The sequence below is a fragment of the Acidiferrobacter sp. SPIII_3 genome (assembly GCF_003184265.1).
Taxonomy (GTDB): Bacteria; Pseudomonadota; Gammaproteobacteria; order Acidiferrobacterales; family Acidiferrobacteraceae; genus Acidiferrobacter.
In genome coordinates, this window is sequence record NZ_CP027663.1 from 1,663,241 (window position 1) to 1,683,558 (window position 20,318).

Below are 20,318 nucleotides of genomic sequence, written 5' to 3' on the forward strand. Positions count from 1 at the left end.
TTATACCGCGCGACGGGTCGCGCCTAAAACGAGGACAGCATGACCAACGACAAGGCAGGATCCGGGGCCAAGATCACGGTGAGCGAGGATTTCCGTCTGCAGGTCCCGGATCATCCGATCATCCCGTTCATCGAGGGCGATGGCATCGGCGTGGATATCACGCCGGTGATGCGCCGCGTGGTCGATGCCGCGGTGGCCAAGGCCTACGGGCCGGCGCGCGCCATCGCCTGGCGCGAGATCTATGCCGGCGAGAAGGCCCATGCGCGCACCGGCCAGTATCTGCCCAAGGAGACCTTGGCGGCCATCGCCGAATATGTCGTATCGATCAAGGGCCCGCTCACCACACCCGTGGGCGGCGGCTTGCGATCCCTGAACGTGACGTTGCGCCAGGAACTCGATCTCTATGTGTGTCTGCGTCCGGTACGCTACTTTGCCGGCGTCCCAAGCCCGTTGAAGGAACCGGAGAAGACCGACATGGTGATCTTCCGGGAAAACTCCGAGGATATCTACGCCGGCATCGAGTGGCCGGCGCAGTCGCCCGAGGCGCGCAAGCTCATAACATTTCTCACCGACACCCTCGGCGTGCGCTCGATCCGCTTCCCCGAGACCTCGGGGATCGGCGTGAAGCCGGTATCGCAGCAAGGTACCGAGCGCCTCGCGCGCAAGGCCCTGCAATATGCCATCGCCCACCGCCGCCCGTCGGTGACGTTCGTGCACAAGGGCAATATCATGAAGTACACCGAGGGCGCGTTTCGGCAATGGGGCATGGATCTGGCGCACCGCGAGTTCGGGGCCGTCTGGCACGACGGCCGGCTGGTGATGCCGCGTCCGGACGGCGGCTCGGTGGTGATCAAAGACGTGATCGCCGATGCCTTTCTGCAACAGATCCTGCTGCGCCCGGAAGACTATAGCGTGATCGCCACCATGAACCTGAACGGCGATTACATCTCCGATGCCCTGGCCGCCCAGGTCGGGGGCATCGGCATGGCCCCCGGCGCCAATCTCTCGGATGGCGTGGCAATGTTCGAGGCCACGCACGGGACCGCGCCCCGCTATGCCGGCCAGGACAAGGTGAACCCCTCATCCCTCATCCTCTCGGCGGAGATGATGCTGCGCCATATCGGTTGGGGCGAGGCCGCCGATCTCATCGTGCGTGGTATCGGTGCGGCATTGGCGGCGGGTCGGGTGACCTACGACCTGGCGCGGCTGCGGCCGGGGGCCACCGAGGTCAGCTGTTCGGGTTTCGGAGACGCGATCGTATCGTTCATGGGCTAGGGGCGGAGCCCCGGAGAGGGCGGGTAGTACGCGATGAGGGACGGGTGGCAGCGGTAGACGCACAACGAGTACGCAGGAATCTTTTGGGCGGGGCGGGAGGCGTGGTCGCGTGGTGTATGGGCCTCTTGTGGCTGACGCTTGCCGGCTGTGCGCATTATCGCGCGCGGCCGCTTACGCCCGAGGCCGTCAACGCCGCGCTGGCCGTGCGCCCGGCGACCACCTTATGGGTGCGGCGCGCGCATTTGTTACTGCCGTCCCTGCCGCCGCTTATCGTGCACAAGGGCCAGCGCCTCACCCCGGATCTGGCGGCGGTCGTGGCGGTGGTGGGTGACCCGGCGCTGCGCGCGCTACGCGCCCAGGAGGCGGTGGCGCGCGCCCAGGTGCTCACCGCCGGGCTTTTGCCGAATCCGGTCTTTTCCTATGGCATCGGTGTGCCGCTCTCCGGGGCCGGTCTCACCCGGGCGTTTCGCGCGGGACTTGGTCTTCCCATCCGGTCGCTTGTGACGCGCGCGCCACGCCTCAAGGGTGCACGCCTTAACGCGCAGGCCGTGAATCTCGCCATTGCCTGGCAGGAATGGCAGGTGGCGGCGCGCGCCAAGGCGCTCGCCTACGCCCTGATCATGGGCCATGCCGAGCGACGCCTGCTCGCGCGCGAGATCCGCGCGCTGCGCCATAGCGTCGCGATCCTCGCCGACGGCGAGGCCGCGGGCTATGTCACTTTGGGCGTGGCCGGCGCCGCGCGTCTGGCCTTGCGCCAGACCGAGGTCGTGTCCCTCAAGGTGCGCCAACACCTGGCAGGCCTTGCACTCAAGCTGCGCGCGCTGCTCGGGGTGGGGGCGCAGGCGCCGCTGCGGCTCGTGCGCCATGAGGCGCACACCGGCCCGGGACGCGATTGCCTGCGGAGTGCGCCCTGGTTGCAAGGCCTGGCCCGCCGGAGGCTCGACCTTCTAGCCTTGCGCAAGGGCTATGCCAGTGAGGACGCGGCGCTGCGCGCGGCCATTGCCGGGCAGTTCCCGGCCATCACCATAGGCGTCGATCGCGCCCGCGATACGAGCGATATCAATACCCTCGGGGCCGGTATCGCCGTGGCGCTGCCGATCTTCAATCACAATCAGGGGGCCATCGCCCAGGCGCGCGCCACGCGCCGGGCGCTGTTTCGTGCCTACGCGGCGCATCTGTTCGCGGCACGCGCCGCTATCCACCGGTTGATCATGCGCATGCGTTATCTGCGGCGCGAGATGCGCAGCACGCAATCGGCGGTCCGTGCCCTCGATCATCTTGAGAGGCTCTATCACGTGGCGCTCGCCAAACACCGGATCGCGGCGCTCACCTATTATCAGCTCCTTGAACAGCTCGTGAAGCAGCGCCTGGTCTTGTTGCAAGACCGCGCGTTGCGCGCTCAGTTGGCGGTCGCCGTCGAGGCCGCGAGCGGGAGATTTGAATGGCCAAAGACCTGCGCCGGCCGCTTGTAAGACGCGCGCTCGGGCTTGTGATCGTGGCGGCGGCCGTGGGCGTCGCGTGGTCATTGATGCAGCCGTCCGCGCGTCCCCGCCGCGCCTTGCGACCGCCGACCGCGACCGTACGCGTCACCCCCATACGTCGCGGTCCGGTCATCACGCGCCTCGTGGCCTACGGGCGTGTCGTGCCCGCCCCGTGGGCTGTGCATACGCTCGTGGAGCCCTTCGAGGTCTCGGTCACGCGGGTGTTCGTAAACCGCGGTCAGAGTGTCGGCAAGGGCGCGACGCTGCTGGCCGTGACCCCGGGCCCCACCGCGCGGCTCGCGCTCTTGCGCGCCGAGAACAGCTTTCGTCTGGCGCGCCTGGCATTGCGCGAGGAACGCATGCGCCTGCGCTTGAAGCTTGCCACGCGCAGCGGCCTTTTGCGCGCCGAGCGGGCCTTCGACGCCGCGCGGCTGTCGCTGCGCGTGTTTCATGCCGAGGGTTTGCGTCAGCACATGACCGTTCCGGCCCCGGTCACGGGCGTGGTGAGCCATATCGCCGTCGAAGAGGGCTCGACGATGAATCCCGGGCAGGCGCTCATCAACCTGATCGCCGGCAATCGGCTGGAGGTGCGCCTGGGGGTGGAGCCCGAGGATGTACCGAGCATACGCGTGGGCGAACGCGTGCGCCTGTCGTCCTTCGAAGGAATCGGATCTCAGCATATCCACGGCCTGGTGTCGGTGATCTCGCGGGTCATGGACCCCGCGACCCACATGATCAACGTATTCGTGACCCTGCCGCGCGCCAACTCCTATCTGTTGGGCGAGTATGTCGAGGGCCGGTTCACAGCGGTCTCGGCGGCCGGGCTTCTGGTGCCGCGCTCGGCGGTGTTGCCGTCCGGACATCACTTCGTGCTGTATACGGTGGCCGACGGCCGCGCCGTGCCGCACCGCGTCGCGCTCGGCCCGCACAACGGGCGCGTGGCCCAGGTCGTGGCCCGGCACCTTGCCGTGGGCATGCCGGTGGTGGTGCGCGGCAACTATGAACTCACGCCGGGGATGCCGGTGCGCGTGCCCCGATGAACCTGAGCGGCTGGATCCAGCGCCACAGGCGTTCCTTGTTATTTCTGATGGCGTTGCTGGTCCTGGGCGGGGTGTATTCAGGCACGCGGCTACCGGTGGCGCTGTTTCCGCACGTCGCCTTTCCGCGCGTGGAGATCTATGCCAATGCCGGCGACAGGCCCGCCAAGCGCATGCTCATTCAGGTCACCTATCCGGTCGAGGAGGCGGTGCGCGGCATCCCCGGGGTGGTCGGGGTGCGCTCCACTACAAGCCGCGGCAGCGCCGACTTTTTTATAAACTTCCATTGGGGCGAGAACATGACGACCGCCACGCTGGAAGTCCAGGCGGCGCTCGCCGAGATCAATCGCCGTCTGCCCACCGATACCACCTTTCAGGTGCGGCGCATGCGACCGACGATCTTTCGCATGCTGGCCTATACCTTCACCTCGCGCCGCGTGTCGCAGGTCACGTTGCGTGACATCGCGCGTTACCAGTTGCGCCCGCTGTTGTCGGCGATCCCGGGCGTGGCGCGCGTGGGCGTCCTCGGCGGGCGCACCGAGGAGTACCGTGTCACCGTCAACCCCGCGCGGCTTGCGGAATATGGGCTCACCATCGGCGATGTCGCGCGCGCCCTGGCGCACAGTAATGTCCTGCGCACCGTAGGCCACCTCCAGGAGAACTACCGCTTTTATCTCGTGATCTCCAACACCCGGCTCCACAGGCTGCGGGACATCCGCCGCACGGTGCTGCGCTCGGGCGGCAATGGCATCGTACGACTCGACGAGGTGGCGACGGTGGCGCGCGCCCTTAAGCCCCAATGGACACAGGTGGTGGCCGATGGGCAGCCGGCGGTCAGCGTGCAGATCTACCAGCAGCCGGGCGGCAATACCGTGGCCATCACGCGCACCGTGAAAAAGGTGTTGCGGCGTTTCGAGAGGGGCCTTCCGCGTGGCGTGCATGTGCGCAAGTGGTACGATCAGGGGGTGCTGATCCAGGCCGCCGCCCACAGCGTACGCGACGCGGTATTGATCGGCGCGCTGTTGGCGGCGCTCGTCTTGCTGTTGTTTTTGCGCAATGTGCGCATCACCTTCATCGCGCTCATCACCGTGCCGAGCGTGCTCGCGGCCACCATGCTCTTGCTGTTCGTGCTCCACATGAGCTTCAACATCATGACCCTGGGGGGCATGGCCGCGTCGGTGGGTCTTATCATCGACGACACCATCGTCATGCTAGAGCACATCATGCGCAGGCTCCATGAGCGGGGCGCCAAGACACCGCGCCCGGAGCGCGTCATGACCGCGGTGCGCCAATTTACGCGTCCGCTCGTGGGTTCGTCGGCCTCGACCATCATCATCTTCACGCCGCTTGCCTTCCTGTCCGGCGTCACCGGGGCCTTTTTCCGGGCCCTGTCGCTCACCATGGCGGCGAGTCTTGTCATCTCATTTTTTGTCGCCTGGCTCGCCGTGCCGATCCTCGCCAATCATTTCCTGAAGGCAAGCGATCTTGAGGCGAGCGAGGATGGGCCCTGGACGCGCCGGGCGCACGCCCTCTACGAGCGCCTCATGCGCGCCGTGTTCCGGGATCCGCGGCGGCTTTTGCTGGTCATCGCCGCGCTCGTGGGCCTCGGGGTCACGGGCTTTGCGCTCACTGGTTCGGGGTTCATGCCGTCGATGGATGAGGGCGGGTTTGTGTTGAATTACCGTGCCGCGCCCGGCACCTCGCTCACCGAGACCGCGCGCCTGCTCGACAAGGTCCAGAAGATCCTGCGCGCCGATCACAACATACGAACCTATTCCCTGCGTACCGGCCTGCAGCTCGGCGGCGGGATCACCGGCACCAACGAAGGCGACTTCTTCGTGCTCCTGAAGTCCTATCCGCGGCCCTCGGTATGGCGGATCATGGCGCACGTGCGCCGCGCGATCCACGCACGCGTGCCGGGCCTCAAGATCAGCATGGATCAGCCCATGCAGGATTTGATCGGGGATCTGACGGGCGCCCCGCAACCGGTGGAGATCAAGGTGTTTTCCGGCAACGGGCCGCTTTTGCGGCGGCTTGGCCCGGCGATCGCCGCGCGCCTCCGGCGTATTCGCGGCATCGTGAACGTGCGCGACGGTATCGTCTATGCCGGCGACGCCGTGGAGATCCGCGTCAACCGTGCCAAGGCGGCCCTGGAGGGCGTGAACCCGCAGAGCGTCACGCGCCAGCTTTCGGCCTACCTGAACGGTACGGTGGCCACCGATGTGCAACGCGGCGTGCGCATGATCGGTGTGCGGGTGTGGGTGCCGCGGCCGATGCGCCGGTCCTTGCACGCCATCCGCGACCTGCGGCTGCGCGCCGCCAACGGCCATCTGTTCCCGTTGCGCGCGGTGGCCGTGGTGCGGCGCCTGAACGGCCAGCCGGAGATCGCGCGCGACAACCTAAAGCGCATGATCCCGATCACCGCGCGCATCGCCGGACGCAGCCTTGGCGGGGTGATGCATGACGTGAAAAGGCTCATGGCCCGGCGCAATTTTCTGCCCCCCGGGGTCTATGCCACGCTCGGCGGCGTGTATGTGCAACAGCAAATCGCCTTCGCCGGCCTCATGGCGGTGTTCGCCGCGGCCGTGGCGCTCGTGTTTCTGCTGCTGCTCTTTCTGTACGAGCGTTTTCTCGTGACCTTTGCGCTGATGGCCACCACCTTGCTGGCGCTATCGGCGGTATTCGTCGGTCTGTGGGTGACGGGGACGGAACTCAACATCTCGTCGATGATGGGCATGACCATGGTGGTGGGTATCGTCACCGAGGTCGCGATCTTTTACTACTCCGAGTATCAGGATGTGGGCGAGGGGGACATCGTGGAGCGCCTGATCGCGGCCGGCAAGAACCGGCTGCGGCCGATCGCGATGACCACGCTGGCCGCGATCCTGGCGCTCTTGCCGCTCGCCTCGGGCTGGGGGCAGGGTTCGGCCATGCAGCAGCCGCTCGCCATTGCGATCATATCCGGTCTTCTGGTGCAGCTGCCGCTCGCGCTCGTCGCCTTGCCGCTGTTCCTGTCGTGGGGCATTCGCCACCGCTCGTCTGAATCCTGACAAAAAACCCGGCCAGGCCGGGTTTCAAGGTGTTATGATCCTTCCCGTCGGCGTCAGACCGCGCGAATGTTGGACGCCTGTGGCCCTTTGGGACCGTGCTGGACCTCGAACTCGACCTCCTGACCCTCTTTCAGGGTTTTGTAGCCGTCCATCTGAATAGCCGAGAAGTGGGCAAACACGTCGTCACCCCCCGCGCTCGGTGAGATGAAGCCGTATCCCTTGCTTGCATTGAACCACTTCACAATACCTGTTGCCATGCCGTGATCCCCCTACTGATAGCGTGTCGCCCGCAATGCCGTGCTTGAAAACGGGTCATATTTTAGGTAATGCTAATAAAGGCCTATGGAGCGGGCCCGTCCTTATTCATGCTTATTTCTTTTGTCAAGTCAAGATGGGCGACGAAAGGGGGTGGGCGAGCCCTGGACGCGTGCGCGCGATCGGCAGAAAATCGCGTCATGGCGGTGTAATGGCGGAAGGAGGTCTGAGTGCAAGCAGGACGGGTCGGTCATGGCGGATAGGCGCCCTGGGGATGTGGCGGATCTGGATGTCCAGGAGGCCAAGCCCAAGGTCGCTTTACCGCCCCTTTACAAGGTGATTATCCTGAATGACGACTATACTCCGATGGACTTCGTGGTCCTCGTGCTCGAACGGTTCTTCAACAAGAACCGCGAGGAAGCGACACGCATCATGCTGCACGTGCATCAGCGCGGCGTGGGTGTATGCGGCGTATATACAAGGGAAGTCGCCGAGACTAAAGTAAGACAAGTGACCAATTTCTCTGGCGAGAATCAGCATCCCTTGCAGTGTACGCTGGAGCCCGAGTAGGGGTCGGTACTTACGTGATTTGGAGGTGTTCCTTCCCATGCTATCCCAGGAACTCGAATTTTCCCTGAACATGGCCTTCCAGGAGGCCCGCGAGAAGCGCCATGAGTTCATCACCGTCGAGCACCTCCTGGCCGCGCTCCTCGACAACCCGAGCGCGGCGCGCGTCCTGCGCGCCTGCGGGGGGAATATCGAGGAGTTGCGGCGCAGCCTGACCGCCTTCCTGCGCGAGAACATCCCGACACTCGCCCCCGGTAGTCAGGTCGAGACCCAGCCCACCCTGGGCTTTCAGCGCGTGATTCAACGCGCCGTGCTGCACGTCCAGGGGGTGGGCAAAAAGGAGGTCACGGGCGCGAACGTGCTGGTGGCGATTTTCAGCGAGAAGGAGTCGCATGCGGTCTACTTCCTGCAAAAGCAGAACATCACCCGCTTCGACGTCGTGAACTACATCTCGCATGGCATCTCCAAGGTGCCGGGCGAGGGGCACGAGCTGTCGGCATCCGAGGAGCAGGAGGAGGGGACCGCCACCGCCGAACGCGGGGCGCTCGATGTGTTTGCCGTCAACCTGAATGAACAGGCGCGGCTCGGAAAGATCGACCCCTTGATCGGGCGTGACCAGGAGATGAGCCGCACGGTACAGATCCTCTGCCGGCGCCGCAAGAACAACCCCTTGTATGTGGGCGAGGCCGGGGTCGGCAAGACCGCGATCGCCGAAGGTCTTGCCAAGAAGATCGTGGACGGCGATGTGCCGGAAGTGCTGGCGCACAGCACCATATACGCGCTCGACATGGGAGCGCTCCTCGCCGGCACCAAATACCGAGGAGATTTTGAGAAGCGATTGAAGGCGGTCATAACCCACCTTAAGAAGCAGGACAACGCCATCCTCTTCATCGATGAGATCCACACCATCATCGGGGCGGGCGCGGCCTCGGGAGGGGCGATGGACGCATCCAATCTGTTGAAGCCCGCACTGGCGTCCGGCGAACTCAAATGCATAGGATCGACCACCTATCAAGAGTATCGCGGCATCTTCGAAAAGGATCGCGCGCTCTCGCGCCGGTTCCAGAAGATCGATGTGCCAGAGCCCTCGGTGGAGGAGGCCGTGCAGATCCTGCGCGGGCTGAAGGGGCGCTTCGAGCAGCATCATGGTGTGCGCTATACACAGCAGGCGCTGCGCACGGCCGTCGAACTGTCGAGCCGCTACATAGGCGACCGGCATCTGCCTGACAAGGCCATCGACGTGATCGACGAGGCCGGGGCCAGCGTCCATCTGACAGCACCCAGCCGCCGCAAGAAGACCATCGGCGTGCCCGAGATCGAGGAGATCGTGGCGCGCATTGCGCGCATCCCGCAAAAGCATGTCTCGACGTCGGATCGCGAGGCGCTGCGCAATCTCGAGCGCGACCTGAAGCTCGTGGTGTTCGGCCAGGATGCCGCGGTCGAGGCGCTGGCGGCATCCATCAAGATGGCGCGCTCGGGATTGCGCGAGGGCGACAAGCCGATCGGGTCTTATCTGTTCTCGGGTCCCACCGGAGTGGGGAAGACCGAAGTCACGCGCCAGCTCGCCTATATCCTGGGGCTGCAGCTCGTACGTTTTGACATGTCGGAATACATGGAACGGCACACGGTATCACGCCTCATCGGCGCGCCGCCGGGCTATGTCGGCTTCGATCAGGGCGGGCTGTTGACCGACGCCATCAACAAGCACCCGCATTGTGTGCTGTTGCTAGACGAGATCGAAAAGGCCCATTCGGGGGTGTTCAACCTGCTGCTGCAGGTCATGGACCACGGCACGCTCACCGACAACAACGGCCGCAAGGCGGATTTCCGGCACGTGATCATCGTCATGACCACCAACGCCGGCGCCGAGCAGATGGGCCGTTCGGGCATGGGCTTTTTGCCACCGGAGAAGTCCGGGGAAGAGTTTGTCGCGATCAAGCAGACCTTTACCCCGGAATTTCGTAACCGCCTCGATGCCATCATAAGCTTCGGGACGCTGTCCCCGGAGACCATTGCCCACGTCGTCGACAAATTCGTGGTGGAGCTCGAGGGGCAGCTTGAAGACAAGGGCGTGACCATCGACGTCGAACCTTCGGCGCGCGCCTGGCTTGCGCGTCATGGCTACGACGTTGCCATGGGGGCGCGGCCGATGGCGCGGATCATACAGGAGCGGATCAAAAAACCGCTGGCCAACGAACTTCTATTCGGGCGGCTCGCCAACGGCGGTGCCGTGAGCGTGCGGGAGGAAAACGACGGCCTCATCTTCGATTATGCCGAAAAGCCGGTGGACGTACAGGAGTAGACTCGTCGTCAGGACCAGCGGGCGCTTGCCGCGATCGCGCCTGCAGGGCCTGCTGCCGTCGTGCCCGCTCTACGAGCGGGTGCCGACGCACGATGAGTCCGGCCATCTCTTGAGCGATTTCATGATGCTGATCCCGGGACTGAGGGAGCGCCCTGGTCCTGAATGCCGCGAGGTCATGGGGCGCGTCGACGGCGTGCTAAAAGGCTTTCCCGAGGTGGTGTTCGCGGACATGAACCTGCGGCTCAACCTTTTGTGGGTGAGTGTGCGCGCGCGCCCCGGCGTCATCCTCGACATCGCATGCTGCTTGAAATTTCACGTGCCGGAGGCCCTGCTCGTCGGTCCCAAGACGTCTTGAGGCCGATGGGACCTTAGCGGGCGCGAAAGACGATGCGGCCCTTGGTGAGGTCGTAAGGGGTGAGTTGGACGGTCACCTTGTCGCCGGTGAGGATGCGGATATAGTTCTTGCGCATCTTGCCGGAGATATGGGCGGTGACGACGTGACCGTTGTCGAGCTTGACGCGGAATAAGGTATTTGGGAGGGTGTCGACGATGGTACCCTCCATTTCGATATGTTCTTCCTTAGACACTCTCTCTCGCTCCCGAAGAAGGCGCTTATGATGCCCGAAGCCCGGGATCGCGTAAAGTCATTTTGGACTGAGACCCGCCGGGAGCGATGCGCGTTGCGCATGGTGCGCGACGGCGGGTGGCAAAAAAGACGGCGCGTCAGCGCAGATCAAACGGCGACCAGCGACCGTTACGGTAGGCCTCGAGCGGCCGGAACCCGGCCTTGTAGGCCATCTTCTCGCTGTCTTTGACCCAGTACCCGAGATACAGGAACGGCAGGCCACGGCGCTGCGTCTCGGCGATCTGCCAGACAATGGCGTAGGTACCGAGTCCACGCCGGCCCAGCGACGGATCGTAAAAGGTGTAGACCGCCGACAGACCGTCGGGCAACGTGTCGATCACGGCGACACCGGCAAGCACCCCGTCGATGCGAAACTCATGGAAGGCCGTGCTACTGTGGCGGCTTACGAGGAAGCGTAAATAGGTCGCCGGATCGGGATTGGCCATGGCCCCGCCGGGGTGGCGGGCGTCCTGATAACGCAGAAACAGCGCGAAATGCTCGGCGTCGAAGCCCGCCGGCCGCACGCTCACCACGACATCGTCGTTGCGCGCCGCGGTGCGTCGCTGGGCGCGGCTGGGGACGAAGGCCTCGACCGGAATACGCACCGGCACGCAGGCCTGACAGCCCTGACAGTGGGGACGATAGATGAGGTCCCCGCTGCGGCGAAATCCGCGGCGATTGAAGTCTCCGAGCAGTTCGGGGGTCACCGGATAGCGCGGATCGATGAACAGTGTGCTCGCCGTCTGATCGGGCAGATAGCTGCAGGCATGGGTGGTCGACAAAAACAGGTGCGGCGCCCCCTTGATGGCGGTCACGATGTGCCCCCCAGGGCGGTCGGCCAGCGACCGGCGGCGATTGGCAGCCCCACCGCCCGGCGCAGCTCATGAAGAAAGACCCGACGCGGCATGAGCCGCGCCCCGAGCGACGCCATGTGCTCGGACGGCACCTGGCAGTCTATGAGAGTAAACCCGGCGGTGGCGAGGCGCGCGATGAGGCCCACGAACGCGATCTTCGAGGCGTAGCTTGCAATACTGAACATGGATTCCCCGAAAAACGCACCCCCGAGCGCCACACCATAGAGCCCGCCGACCAATACACCGTCCTGCCAGGCCTCCACGCTGTGGGCGTGGCCGCGATGAAACAGGTTCTCGTAGGCCGTGATCATCTCGGCACTGATCCAGGTCCCGGGCTGTCGAGCCCGGGGAGAGGCGCACGCCCGGATGACCACGGGAAAGGCGGTATCGAAACGGATGGCGTAGTCGTGCCTGCGCATGGCCTTGGCGAGACTGCGGTTGATGCGCAGGTCCGCCGGTGCCAGCGCCATGCGCGGGTCCGGCGACCACCACAATATGGGTGGCTCGTTGTACCATGGAAAGATCCCGGTCGCGTAGGCGCGCAACAGCCGCTCGGCCGACAGATCGCCGCCCACCGCAAGCGGCGCATCCGAGGGCGCCTGATCGACTGCTGGAAAGGCTAGGGAGTCGGGTGAAAGCCAGGCGATCATCGCGGCCGCACCCGTGGGGCATGGGGTATCATGACGGTCTGCGAAAAGGCGTGTGCTCGTTTAATTCGTTCAGGGTCATTTCAAGGCCGGCATTCTCGCGCGCCAGGAAGTCATCGACGGCGCGTTGGAATTGCGGATGGTCAAGCCAGTGCATGGAATAGGTGGGGGTCGGCAGAAACCCGCGGCTCAGCTTATGCGCCCCCTGGGCCCCGGCCTCGAAGCGCTGTAGGCCGTGTGCCAGGCAGTAATCGATCGCCTGATAGTAGCAGGTCTCGAAATGGAGGCCGGGGATGGGGGTGAGGCCCCCCCAATAGCGGCCATACAAGGTGGTCTCGTCACGAAAAAAGAGCGCGCCGGCCACCGGCGCCGTGTCGACGTAGCCGAGCACCAGGACCACGCCCGGGACCGATGCGCCGATGCGCGAGAAGAAATCGCGGGTGAGATAGGCGATCGCCCCATATTTGGCGATGGTGGTGCGGTAGAGGTCGTAAAAGACGTCCCACAGGGCCTCGTGCCGCACCGGTCCTTCGTGGATGACATAGCGGACGCCGGCCTCCGCCACCTGGCGGCGTTCGCGACGGATATTCTTGCGCTTGGGCGCGGACAACGCCGCCAGGTAATCGCCAAAAGACGACCAGCCGTCGTTGTGCCAGTGGAACTGAAAGCCCGTGCGTTGCGAGAAGCCGGCAGCCTCGAGCGTCTCGCGGCAGGCGGCATCCGTGAACAGCCAGTGGACCGATGAGGCCCCGGTGGCGGCGGCATGCGCACGCAAGGCGCGCGCGGCCGCGTGGACGATGTCGGTGTCACATCGTTCGGCACCGCATAGCACGCGCGGACCGGTCACCGGGGTGTAGGGCACGGCGGCCACGAGCTTCGGGTAGTAGTGAAGCCCGGCCATTTCATAGGCGCGCGCCCACGCCCAGTCAAAGACGTATTCACCATAGGAGTGGGTCTTGCGGTAGACCGGGACAAGCGCGGCAAGCGCGGCGCCACGATAGATGACCAGGGGTTCCGGATACCAGCCGCACCCCGCGCCCACCGAACCGCTGTCCTCCAGGGCCTTCAGAAATTCGTGGCGCAAAAACGGCTGGTGTCCCGATAGGGCGTTCCACATGTCTTGCGGCACCTCCGCCACGCTGCGCAGGAATCGGCAGCTGATGGCCTCGGAGTCTATCATGGCCGTAGCGGACGCCTCGGCGGGCGACGCCCGTTGCTCGGCGCGCCCACGGCGCCCGGCGGCTGAAGAAGGGCATTGAGCCGCCCGATGTCACCTGCGGTCAGGTGACTCACCGCGGCCTTCAGCTCCAGGCGGCCGAGCAGATAATCATAGGTGGCGCGCGCGAAGTCACGCCGCGAACGGTAGTAGGCCTGTTCGGCGCGCAGCACGTCGACGTTGTTGCGCACGCCGACACGCATGCCGAGACGCTCGGAGGCGAGCGCCACGCGCGCGGCCTTCTTGGCCGCCGCCAGCGCCGCAATCTCATGGTAACCATTGCGCACGTTGAGAAAGGCCTGGCGGACATCGAATTGGACGCGGCGTTCGATGCGCAGGGCGGCCACATGCGCCTTAAAGGCGGCGGCACTGGCGCGCGCGCTCTCGGCCGACAATTCACCGCCCTGGTAGATGGGCAAAGTGAGATCAAGCCCGATGGTCTTGTCGCGCAGCACCGTGCCGAATCCGAACTCGCCATTACCGGCGCGGCTGTAGCTGTAACCGGCCTCGGCGGTGATGGTCGGGTAGCGTCCGGCGGACACCGCATGCGCGTTCTCGGAGGCCGCATGCGCCTCGGTGCGCGCGGCCTGCAAGACCAGATTGTCCCGCAGCGCCTGGGCCTCATCTGTGGTCAAGACGCCTGCGCGCGGACGCGGAAGGGGGTGATGAAGGTTGAGCGGCCACAGGTGATGGGCCGGCCGGCCGGTCGTGCGTTCGATGCGCGCACGCGCCAGGCGCACGGCGTTGCGCGCCGCAAGCACGGCGGCATGGACTGCCTCGTAGCGGGCACGTGCCTCGTTGGCATCGGTGATGGGCGCGCGCCCGAGACGAAAGCTGCGGAGCGCGCTCTGGTATTCGGCGCGTAGCGCGCGCTCCTCGGCGCGGCGCAGGTGCAGGTCGTCTTGCGCCAGCAGAAATCCAAAGTATTGCGCGGCCACCGTGAGGACGAGGTTGCTTTGGGCGAGCGCGTAGTGCTGGCGCGCGGCGTGCATGGTGGCGCCCGCCGCGCGCCATGCATAGAGCGCGCGGATGTCAAGTAAGGTCTCGGTCACGGAGACGCCGTAGCCGTGGGAATTGAAGGTGAAGTGGCCGCTCGGGAAGACAAACCCCCCGGATGCCCCGCCCAGAATCTTGCTCGTGAGGTCGTTGTAGCTCGTGTTGGCCTGCGCCGTGATGTGCGGCAGGAACGCCGAGCGGGCCTCCGGGCCCATGGTGCGCGCCTCCCGGTACGAGGCCCCGGCCTGCCGATAGCCCATGTCATGAAGGCGCGCCGCCTGGAAGATGTCCTTCAAGTTGGCCGCCAAGGCCGGGGTGCTGGCGCAGGCGAGCAAGGCCGGAACGAGCGCGAGGGATAAACACTTTCTCATCATGTTCCTTAGGAGACCTCCCGTGATTCGTGGCCCGGCCAAAGGGCCCTAGGATAGCACTTCCCGCATAAAGACGCGGCCCCGTGGGGCTGGAATCGTGAGACGAAACCCAGCGTGCGGCCTGTCGCGAGCCTAGTCCCTATCAGGGGGCGAGATGACGCGCGATGCGTACGCGCATGCCGTTTGTCAAGCGCGCCTGCGCGTGAGTAACGACCTCGGTTCCCGGGCGCAGACCGGAACGTACGACCACACCCTGGCTCACGACCCGGGCCGCGCGCACGCGCTGCTCATAGACATGCCGGCCGCGCACCACGAATACCACGGTCCCGACACGGCGCAGAAAGACGGCGCCCGGCGGGACCAGCAGCCGCTGCGCGCTACCGGCCATGACATCGACGCGCAAGGGGCTGCCGACGGTAAACCCGGGGCGTGGCGGCAGCGTGATCCAGGCATAGAGGGCATTGCGCTTTGCCGGTGTCAGTCGGGCGATGGTGCCGGTCACCGGAGAGCGCGGTGCCAGCGGGCTATGCAGCAGCACGCGTTGACCGATCCTAAGCGGCGGGTGCAAGACCGCCGGGAACGGCGCGCGCGCGGTACGAATCGAGGCCCCGGCGAGACCAAACAGCCGTTGCCCGGGATGCAGGCGCCGGCCGTCTTGGGCGAATACCCGCGCCACCCGGGCGTTGACCGGGGCGCGGATGACCAAGGCCGGGCGCGGCGCGCCCGCCGGATCCGACGGGCGCAGCCGTGCGAGGATCTCGCCGGCCACCACGACCGACCCGGATTGGACGCTGATGCCCGTCAGGCGTCCACCCACGGGGGCGGTGATTACCGGACTTGCCCCGGGCTCGACATCTCCGACCGCGGTGCGTACCACGGCCAAGCGCGTCGTGAAGGCCCGCCCGACCGTGACCTGCGGCGCGGCGCCCGACGTCGGGGTCGAATGGCGCGCGCAGGCCGCGAGAAGCGCGCCGAGGGCAATCAGGGCGGCGCGGCTTCGATAGGCGGACACGGGGCATCCTCATGGGGTGTGCGGCCATGGTAGCGGCGGTCTTTAGCGATCGCAAGATGCGCGGCCACTCTGTGGCATAATCACAGTCTCGCTAGTGGTCTGGGAGGGTGTGGTGCGTCTGCATGAATATCAGGCTAAGGCCTTGTTGGCGGCCCATGGCATCGCCACGCCGCCGGGGGTGGTGGTGACGCAAGAGAGGGAGATCGACGCGGCGCTACGGAAGCTCGCGGTGGCGCGCTGCGTGGTGAAGGCCCAGATCCACGCCGGGGCGCGCGGCAAGGCCGGCGGCGTGCGCGTACTGGCGGCCGATGAGGTGGCCGCCTACGCGCAGGGACTCCTCGGCACACGATTGGCCACACCGCAGACCACCGCCGACGGTCTGCCGGTCGATAGCCTGCTGATAGAGACCCCGGTGGCGGCAGCGGCCGAACTCTATCTGGCGTGCGTAGTCGATCGCAGCGCCGGCGCGCGTGTACTGCTCGCGGGCCAGGAGGGGGGCATGGGGGTCGAGGAGGGCGCCAAACCAGTGGCGCATGTGATCGACACGGTGCGCGGCTTCTCGCCCTATCAGGGGCGCGCGCTAGGGCGGGCCATTGGGCTCTCGGGACGGGCGGTGGCGGCCTTCGGCGATGTCGTGGCGGCGCTCGTGGCACTTGCCGGGAGGCTCGACGCGATGCTCATCGAGATCAACCCGCTGATGTTGCGTGAAGACGGCAGCTTCGTGGCCGGTGATGCCAAGATCGAGATCGATGACAACGCCTTGTTCCGGCAGCCGGCCCTTGAGGCCCTGCGCGATGCGCGCCAGGGTGACGCCAAGGACGAAGAGGCACGCGCGCGAGGGCTCCAGTACATCGCCCTCGATGGCGACATCGGCTGCCTCGTCAACGGCGCGGGACTGGCGATGGCGACCATGGACCTGATCGCCCAGGCTGGCGGGCGTCCGGCGAATTTTCTCGATGTGGGCGGTGGTACCACCGCCCACAAGGTCGCCGAGGCCCTGACCTTGCTCGCGCGCGACGCGCGCGTGAAGGTCGTGCTTGTAAACATCTTCGGAGGTATCGTGCGCTGTGATCTCATAGCCGAAGGGTTGTTGTTGGCGGCCTCCGGGTTCGGTCGACCGTTACCGATCGTGGTGCGTCTCGTCGGCACCCGCGAGGCCGAGGGGCGACAGGCGTTGGCTGACGGCGGATTGCTGGGCGATGTCACGCAAAGCCTGGAGCAGGCGGCCACGCTCGCCGTGCGGCGGGCGCAAGCGTCATGAGCGTGCTCGTGCACAAGGGCACGCGCGTGCTCTGCCAGGGATTCACGGGCAAGCAGGGGACCTTCCATTGCCAACAGGCGCTCGACTATGGGACCGATATCGTAGGCGGCGTGACCCCTGGGAAGGGCGGCACGCACCATCTCGACCGGCCGGTGTTCGATACCGTGGCCGAGGCGGCGGCCGCGGTCCGGCCGGACGCCTCGGTGATCTATGTGCCGGCGCCGATGGCCGCGGACGCCATCCTCGAGGCGGCGGCCGCCGGCATCAGGCTCGTGGTCTGCATCACCGAGGGCATCCCGGTGGCCGACATGCTGCGCGTCAAGGCGCTGTTGCCGGCCACCACCCGCCTCATAGGACCCAATTGTCCCGGGATCACGGCATCAGGCTCGTGGTCTGCATCACCGAGGGCATCCCGGTGGCCGACATGCTGCGCGTCAAGGCGCTGTTGCCGGCCACCACCCGCCTCATAGGACCCAATTGTCCCGGGATCATCACTCCGGATGAATGCAAGATCGGCATCATGCCCGGGGCCATCCACAGTCCCGGCATCGTCGGCATCGTATCGCGTTCCGGCACGCTCACCTATGAGGCGGTGGCGCAGACCACCGCTGAAGGCCTCGGGCAGACCACCTGCATAGGCATCGGGGGTGACCCGGTGCATGGCCTGGGTTTTATCGATGCCCTGCAACTCTTCGAGGCGGACGCCGCCACCAAGGCGATCCTGCTCGTGGGTGAGATCGGGGGGGTGGAGGAGGAGCAGGCGGCCGACCATATCCGCGCGCAGGTCACGAAACCCGTCGTGGCCTATATCGCCGGCACCACCGCGCCTCCCGGACGGCGCATGGGTCATGCCGGGGCGGTCATAGCCGGCCATTTGGGCACCGCATCCGGCAAAAAGACCGCCCTGGCGCAGGCCGGGGTCACGGTCGTCGATTCCCCGGCGCGCATGGGGCGCGCCATGGCCATGAGGCTCGCGCGCTGATGGTGACGGTGGCGCTCTGTCAGATGCGCTGCGTAGTCGGCGATATCGCCGGCAACGCCCGGCGCATGGCCGCGTTCGCGCGCACCGCCCACGAGCAGGGCGCCGATGTGATCGCCTTTCCCGAGCTCGCGGTCACCGGCTACCCGCCCGAGGACCTGCTGTTACGCGCCGACTTCGTGCGCCGCGCGCGGGTGGCGGCAGAGGGGCTCGCCACGCAATGTCCGGACATCGATATGCTGGTCGGTCTCCCATGGGCCGAGGGCGGGCGATTGTATAATGCCGTGGCCTGGGCACATGATGGCGTGATCGCCGATCTTTATCGGAAACAGGTCCTGCCCAACTACGGGGTATTCGATGAACGCCGCTACTTCGCCGCCGGTGACGCGCCGCTTGTGCGCACCGTGGCGGGGAATGCCATCGGCGTCACCATCTGCGAGGACTTGTGGGAACCAGGGCCCGTGGCGCGCGCGGTGGGCGGCGGCGCGGCGATCGTGATCAACGTCAATGCCTCACCCTACCATCGCGACAAGGACCGTCTGCGTCTGGATGTGGCCGCGGCACGCGCCCGGGAAAGTGGCGCGACGCTTGCTTATGTGAACATGGTGGGCGGCCAGGATGAGCTCGTATTCGACGGTATGTCGTTTGTGATGGATGGCCGAGGCGAGGCCGTGGTGCGCGCCGCGGCGTTCACCGAGGACCTCGTCATCGCGCGCTTTGATCCGGCCGGGACCGTGCTTCCCGGACCGAAGGCGGCATGGCCGAACGGCGAACACGCGCTCTATGAGGCGTTGAAGCTCGGCTTGGCCGATTATGTCGAGCGCAACGGCTTCGAGACCGTGGTATTGGGCCTGTCCGGGGGCATCGACTCGGCGGTGGCGCTCGCCTTGTGCCGCGATGCCCTCCCGCATGTGGCGCTTCATGCGGTGATGATGCCGTCGCGCTACACCCAGGCGATGAGCATCGAGGATGCGCGCAGCGAGGCGGCAGCGCTCGGTCTCGATCTTGCGGTGGTGCCGATCGATACCGCCTACGAGGCCCTCGCGGCCACGCTTTGCGATCTGTGGGACGGGCCCGGGCAGGCGCTGGCGGCCGAGAACCTGCAGGCGCGGATTCGCGGGACCTTGCTCATGACCATCGCCAACGCCCATCGCGGGCTGGTGGTCGTGACCAGCAATAAAAGCGAACTCGCGGTCGGGTATACCACCCTCTATGGCGACATGGCCGGCGGCTACGCGCCGCTCAAGGACGTCTTCAAGACCGATGTCTATGCGCTCGCCCGTTACCGCAACGGTCTGGGTCAGGTCATCCCGGAACGGGTCCTTACGCGCGCCCCAAGCGCCGAGCTGCGTTGCGACCAGAAGGACAGCGACAGCCTGCCGCCCTATGACATGCTCGATGCCGTGCTCGCCCGCTATATCGAGCAGGACTGGGACGCCGAACAACTGATTGCCTGCGGATTCGACCGGCCGCTGGTTGCCGAGGTCCTGCGGCTTGTGCGCGCCGCGGAACACAAGCGTAAACAGGCGCCCCTCGGCACACGCGTGACACAACGCGCCTTCGGCCGGGACTGGCGCTATCCGGTGACCGTGTCTTACGAGCCACCGAGCACGTGAGCGTGGCGCAGGCGCTTGACGTAGGGGCTCGCCGGGAAGTTCCGCGCGAGGATGCGCGCCGTGTCGCGGCTTAAGTGCACCATCCCCATTCGCTGGTAGGCCATGGCCATAAGCCCGAGGGCATCGGCGACCGCCGGCGTGCGCGGATAATGCTCGATCACGCGCTTGCAGCGGTCGGCGGTTGCAACATAGGCCCCGTGGATATAATAGTAACGCGCCACCGAGATATCGTTGCGCGCCAGCATGTCGATCAGATAATTGGCGCGTTCCGCGGAATCAGTGGCATAGACGCTGTGCGGGTACTTCGTGATCACCGTCTCAAACGCGCGCAGCGCCGCGCGCAAGGCCGTGCTGTCGCGGCCACGGAGCTGGTTGACGCCAAATGTGCGCTCTATGATGCTTTTGTTTTTGTTGAAATTGACGAGCCCTTCGAGATAATACGCATAGGCGACGCGCGGGTCGGTCGGATGGAGGCGTATGAAGCGCTTGATGGCGGCTATCGCGGCGTCGGATTCGCCGGATTTGTAGTAGGCATAAGCGACGACGATCTCGGCTTGGGCGGCATAGCGGCCATAGGGATAGCTGCCCTCGAGCTCCTCGAGCAGAGTCACCGCATGATGGTAATTGCCGGCCTTGAGGGCGCTCACCGCGTGCGCATAGAACCGTTGGGCCGGCCAATGACGGACCTTGTGATGGTCACGGCCGCAGGCGGCAAGGCTCGCAAGGGCAACTACAAGACAAAGGCGGGACAGGGGACGACGCATGGCTACCTCT

The 20,318-nt window shown here is 65.9% G+C and carries 17 protein-coding genes and 1 pseudogene; 10 read left to right on the forward strand and 8 right to left on the reverse strand.

The annotated features are described in order from the left end of the window. Window positions 1-39: 39 nt before the first annotated feature. The 4 genes from icd to C4901_RS08320 are packed head-to-tail and all read left to right on the forward strand — an operon-like array spanning window position 40 to window position 6,843. A complete protein-coding gene (gene icd, locus C4901_RS08305; protein ID WP_110136936.1) occupies window positions 40-1,275 on the forward strand; it encodes an NADP-dependent isocitrate dehydrogenase in 1,236 nt (411 codons plus the stop codon). A 44-nt stretch (window positions 1,276-1,319) separates the two neighbouring features. Then, window positions 1,320-2,747, forward strand: a complete 1,428-nt coding sequence (locus C4901_RS08310; RefSeq protein ID WP_145960669.1) for a TolC family protein — start codon at window positions 1,320-1,322, stop codon at window positions 2,745-2,747. Then, window positions 2,717-3,796 (forward strand): efflux RND transporter periplasmic adaptor subunit, encoded by a 1,080-nt coding sequence (locus tag C4901_RS08315; protein WP_110136938.1) that lies wholly within the window; start codon window positions 2,717-2,719, stop codon window positions 3,794-3,796. Before C4901_RS08310 ends, C4901_RS08315 begins: the two co-directional genes overlap by 31 nt. After that, a complete protein-coding gene (locus tag C4901_RS08320) occupies window positions 3,793-6,843 on the forward strand; it encodes an efflux RND transporter permease subunit (RefSeq protein WP_110136939.1) in 3,051 nt (1,016 codons plus the stop codon). The genes C4901_RS08315 and C4901_RS08320 overlap by 4 nt, the downstream gene beginning before the upstream one ends. A 53-nt stretch (window positions 6,844-6,896) precedes the next feature. On the opposite strand, the gene C4901_RS08325 is transcribed toward C4901_RS08320, so the two are convergent. Next, window positions 6,897-7,100 (reverse strand): cold-shock protein, encoded by a 204-nt coding sequence (locus C4901_RS08325; RefSeq protein ID WP_065970644.1) that lies wholly within the window; start codon window positions 7,098-7,100, stop codon window positions 6,897-6,899. Between the two features lie 250 nt (window positions 7,101-7,350). Between C4901_RS08325 and clpS the strand changes: the two genes are divergently transcribed. Genes clpS through C4901_RS08340 form a run of 3 tightly spaced genes read left to right on the forward strand, consistent with a single transcriptional unit; the run spans window position 7,351 to window position 10,322 of the window. Then, window positions 7,351-7,668, forward strand: coding sequence for an ATP-dependent Clp protease adapter ClpS (gene clpS, locus C4901_RS08330; protein WP_110136940.1), 318 nt, complete (start codon window positions 7,351-7,353; stop codon window positions 7,666-7,668). A 37-nt stretch (window positions 7,669-7,705) separates the two neighbouring features. After that, complete coding sequence (gene clpA, locus C4901_RS08335) at window positions 7,706-9,967, forward strand: ATP-dependent Clp protease ATP-binding subunit ClpA (protein WP_110138575.1); 2,262 nt, start codon at window positions 7,706-7,708, stop codon at window positions 9,965-9,967. A 25-nt stretch (window positions 9,968-9,992) separates the two neighbouring features. Further along, the gene (locus tag C4901_RS08340; RefSeq protein ID WP_205736273.1) at window positions 9,993-10,322 is read left to right on the forward strand and encodes a hypothetical protein; all 330 of its coding nucleotides are present in this window, start codon (window positions 9,993-9,995) and stop codon (window positions 10,320-10,322) included. Window positions 10,323-10,335: 13 nt separating this feature from the next. Here C4901_RS08340 and infA read toward each other — a convergent pair whose 3' ends face one another. From infA to C4901_RS08370, 6 genes are all read right to left on the reverse strand, one after another. Further along, on the reverse strand, window positions 10,336-10,554 hold the full coding sequence (gene infA, locus C4901_RS08345) for a translation initiation factor IF-1 (protein ID WP_065970641.1): 219 nt from the start codon (window positions 10,552-10,554) through the stop codon (window positions 10,336-10,338). Between the two features lie 136 nt (window positions 10,555-10,690). Then, the gene (locus C4901_RS08350) at window positions 10,691-11,398 is read right to left on the reverse strand and encodes an arginyltransferase (RefSeq protein ID WP_110138577.1); all 708 of its coding nucleotides are present in this window, start codon (window positions 11,396-11,398) and stop codon (window positions 10,691-10,693) included. A 5-nt stretch (window positions 11,399-11,403) separates the two neighbouring features. Then, window positions 11,404-12,096 (reverse strand): leucyl/phenylalanyl-tRNA--protein transferase, encoded by a 693-nt coding sequence (aat, locus tag C4901_RS08355; protein WP_110136941.1) that lies wholly within the window; start codon window positions 12,094-12,096, stop codon window positions 11,404-11,406. Window positions 12,097-12,124: 28 nt separating this feature from the next. Continuing rightward, window positions 12,125-13,273, reverse strand: coding sequence for a GNAT family N-acetyltransferase (locus tag C4901_RS08360; protein ID WP_110136942.1), 1,149 nt, complete (start codon window positions 13,271-13,273; stop codon window positions 12,125-12,127). Continuing rightward, entirely contained in the window at window positions 13,270-14,679 is a 1,410-nt protein-coding gene (locus C4901_RS08365; RefSeq protein WP_110136943.1) for a TolC family protein, read from the reverse strand. Before C4901_RS08365 ends, C4901_RS08360 begins: the two co-directional genes overlap by 4 nt. A 139-nt stretch (window positions 14,680-14,818) precedes the next feature. Continuing rightward, the gene (locus C4901_RS08370) at window positions 14,819-15,688 is read right to left on the reverse strand and encodes an efflux RND transporter periplasmic adaptor subunit (protein WP_110136944.1); all 870 of its coding nucleotides are present in this window, start codon (window positions 15,686-15,688) and stop codon (window positions 14,819-14,821) included. A gap of 112 nt (window positions 15,689-15,800) precedes the next feature. Between C4901_RS08370 and sucC the strand changes: the two genes are divergently transcribed. The 3 genes and pseudogenes from sucC to C4901_RS08390 all read left to right on the forward strand — a co-directional run bounded on the left by sucC (window position 15,801) and on the right by C4901_RS08390 (window position 19,544). Then, window positions 15,801-16,949 carry an ADP-forming succinate--CoA ligase subunit beta gene (gene sucC, locus C4901_RS08375; RefSeq protein ID WP_110138578.1) on the forward strand — a complete coding sequence of 383 codons (1,149 nt, stop codon included), beginning with the start codon at window positions 15,801-15,803 and terminating at the stop codon, window positions 16,947-16,949. Further along, window positions 16,946-17,931, forward strand: a pseudogene (locus C4901_RS19315) (succinate--CoA ligase subunit alpha). The gene sucC and the pseudogene C4901_RS19315 overlap by 4 nt, the downstream one beginning before the upstream one ends. Then, the gene (locus tag C4901_RS08390; RefSeq protein ID WP_110136946.1) at window positions 17,931-19,544 is read left to right on the forward strand and encodes an NAD+ synthase; all 1,614 of its coding nucleotides are present in this window, start codon (window positions 17,931-17,933) and stop codon (window positions 19,542-19,544) included. The pseudogene C4901_RS19315 and the gene C4901_RS08390 overlap by 1 nt, the downstream one beginning before the upstream one ends. On the opposite strand, the gene C4901_RS08395 is transcribed toward C4901_RS08390, so the two are convergent. Then, complete coding sequence (locus tag C4901_RS08395; protein WP_110136947.1) at window positions 19,523-20,308, reverse strand: outer membrane protein assembly factor BamD; 786 nt, start codon at window positions 20,306-20,308, stop codon at window positions 19,523-19,525. The two genes, C4901_RS08390 and C4901_RS08395, sit on opposite strands and share 22 nt — an antisense overlap. Between the last annotated feature and the right edge of the window lie 10 nt (window positions 20,309-20,318).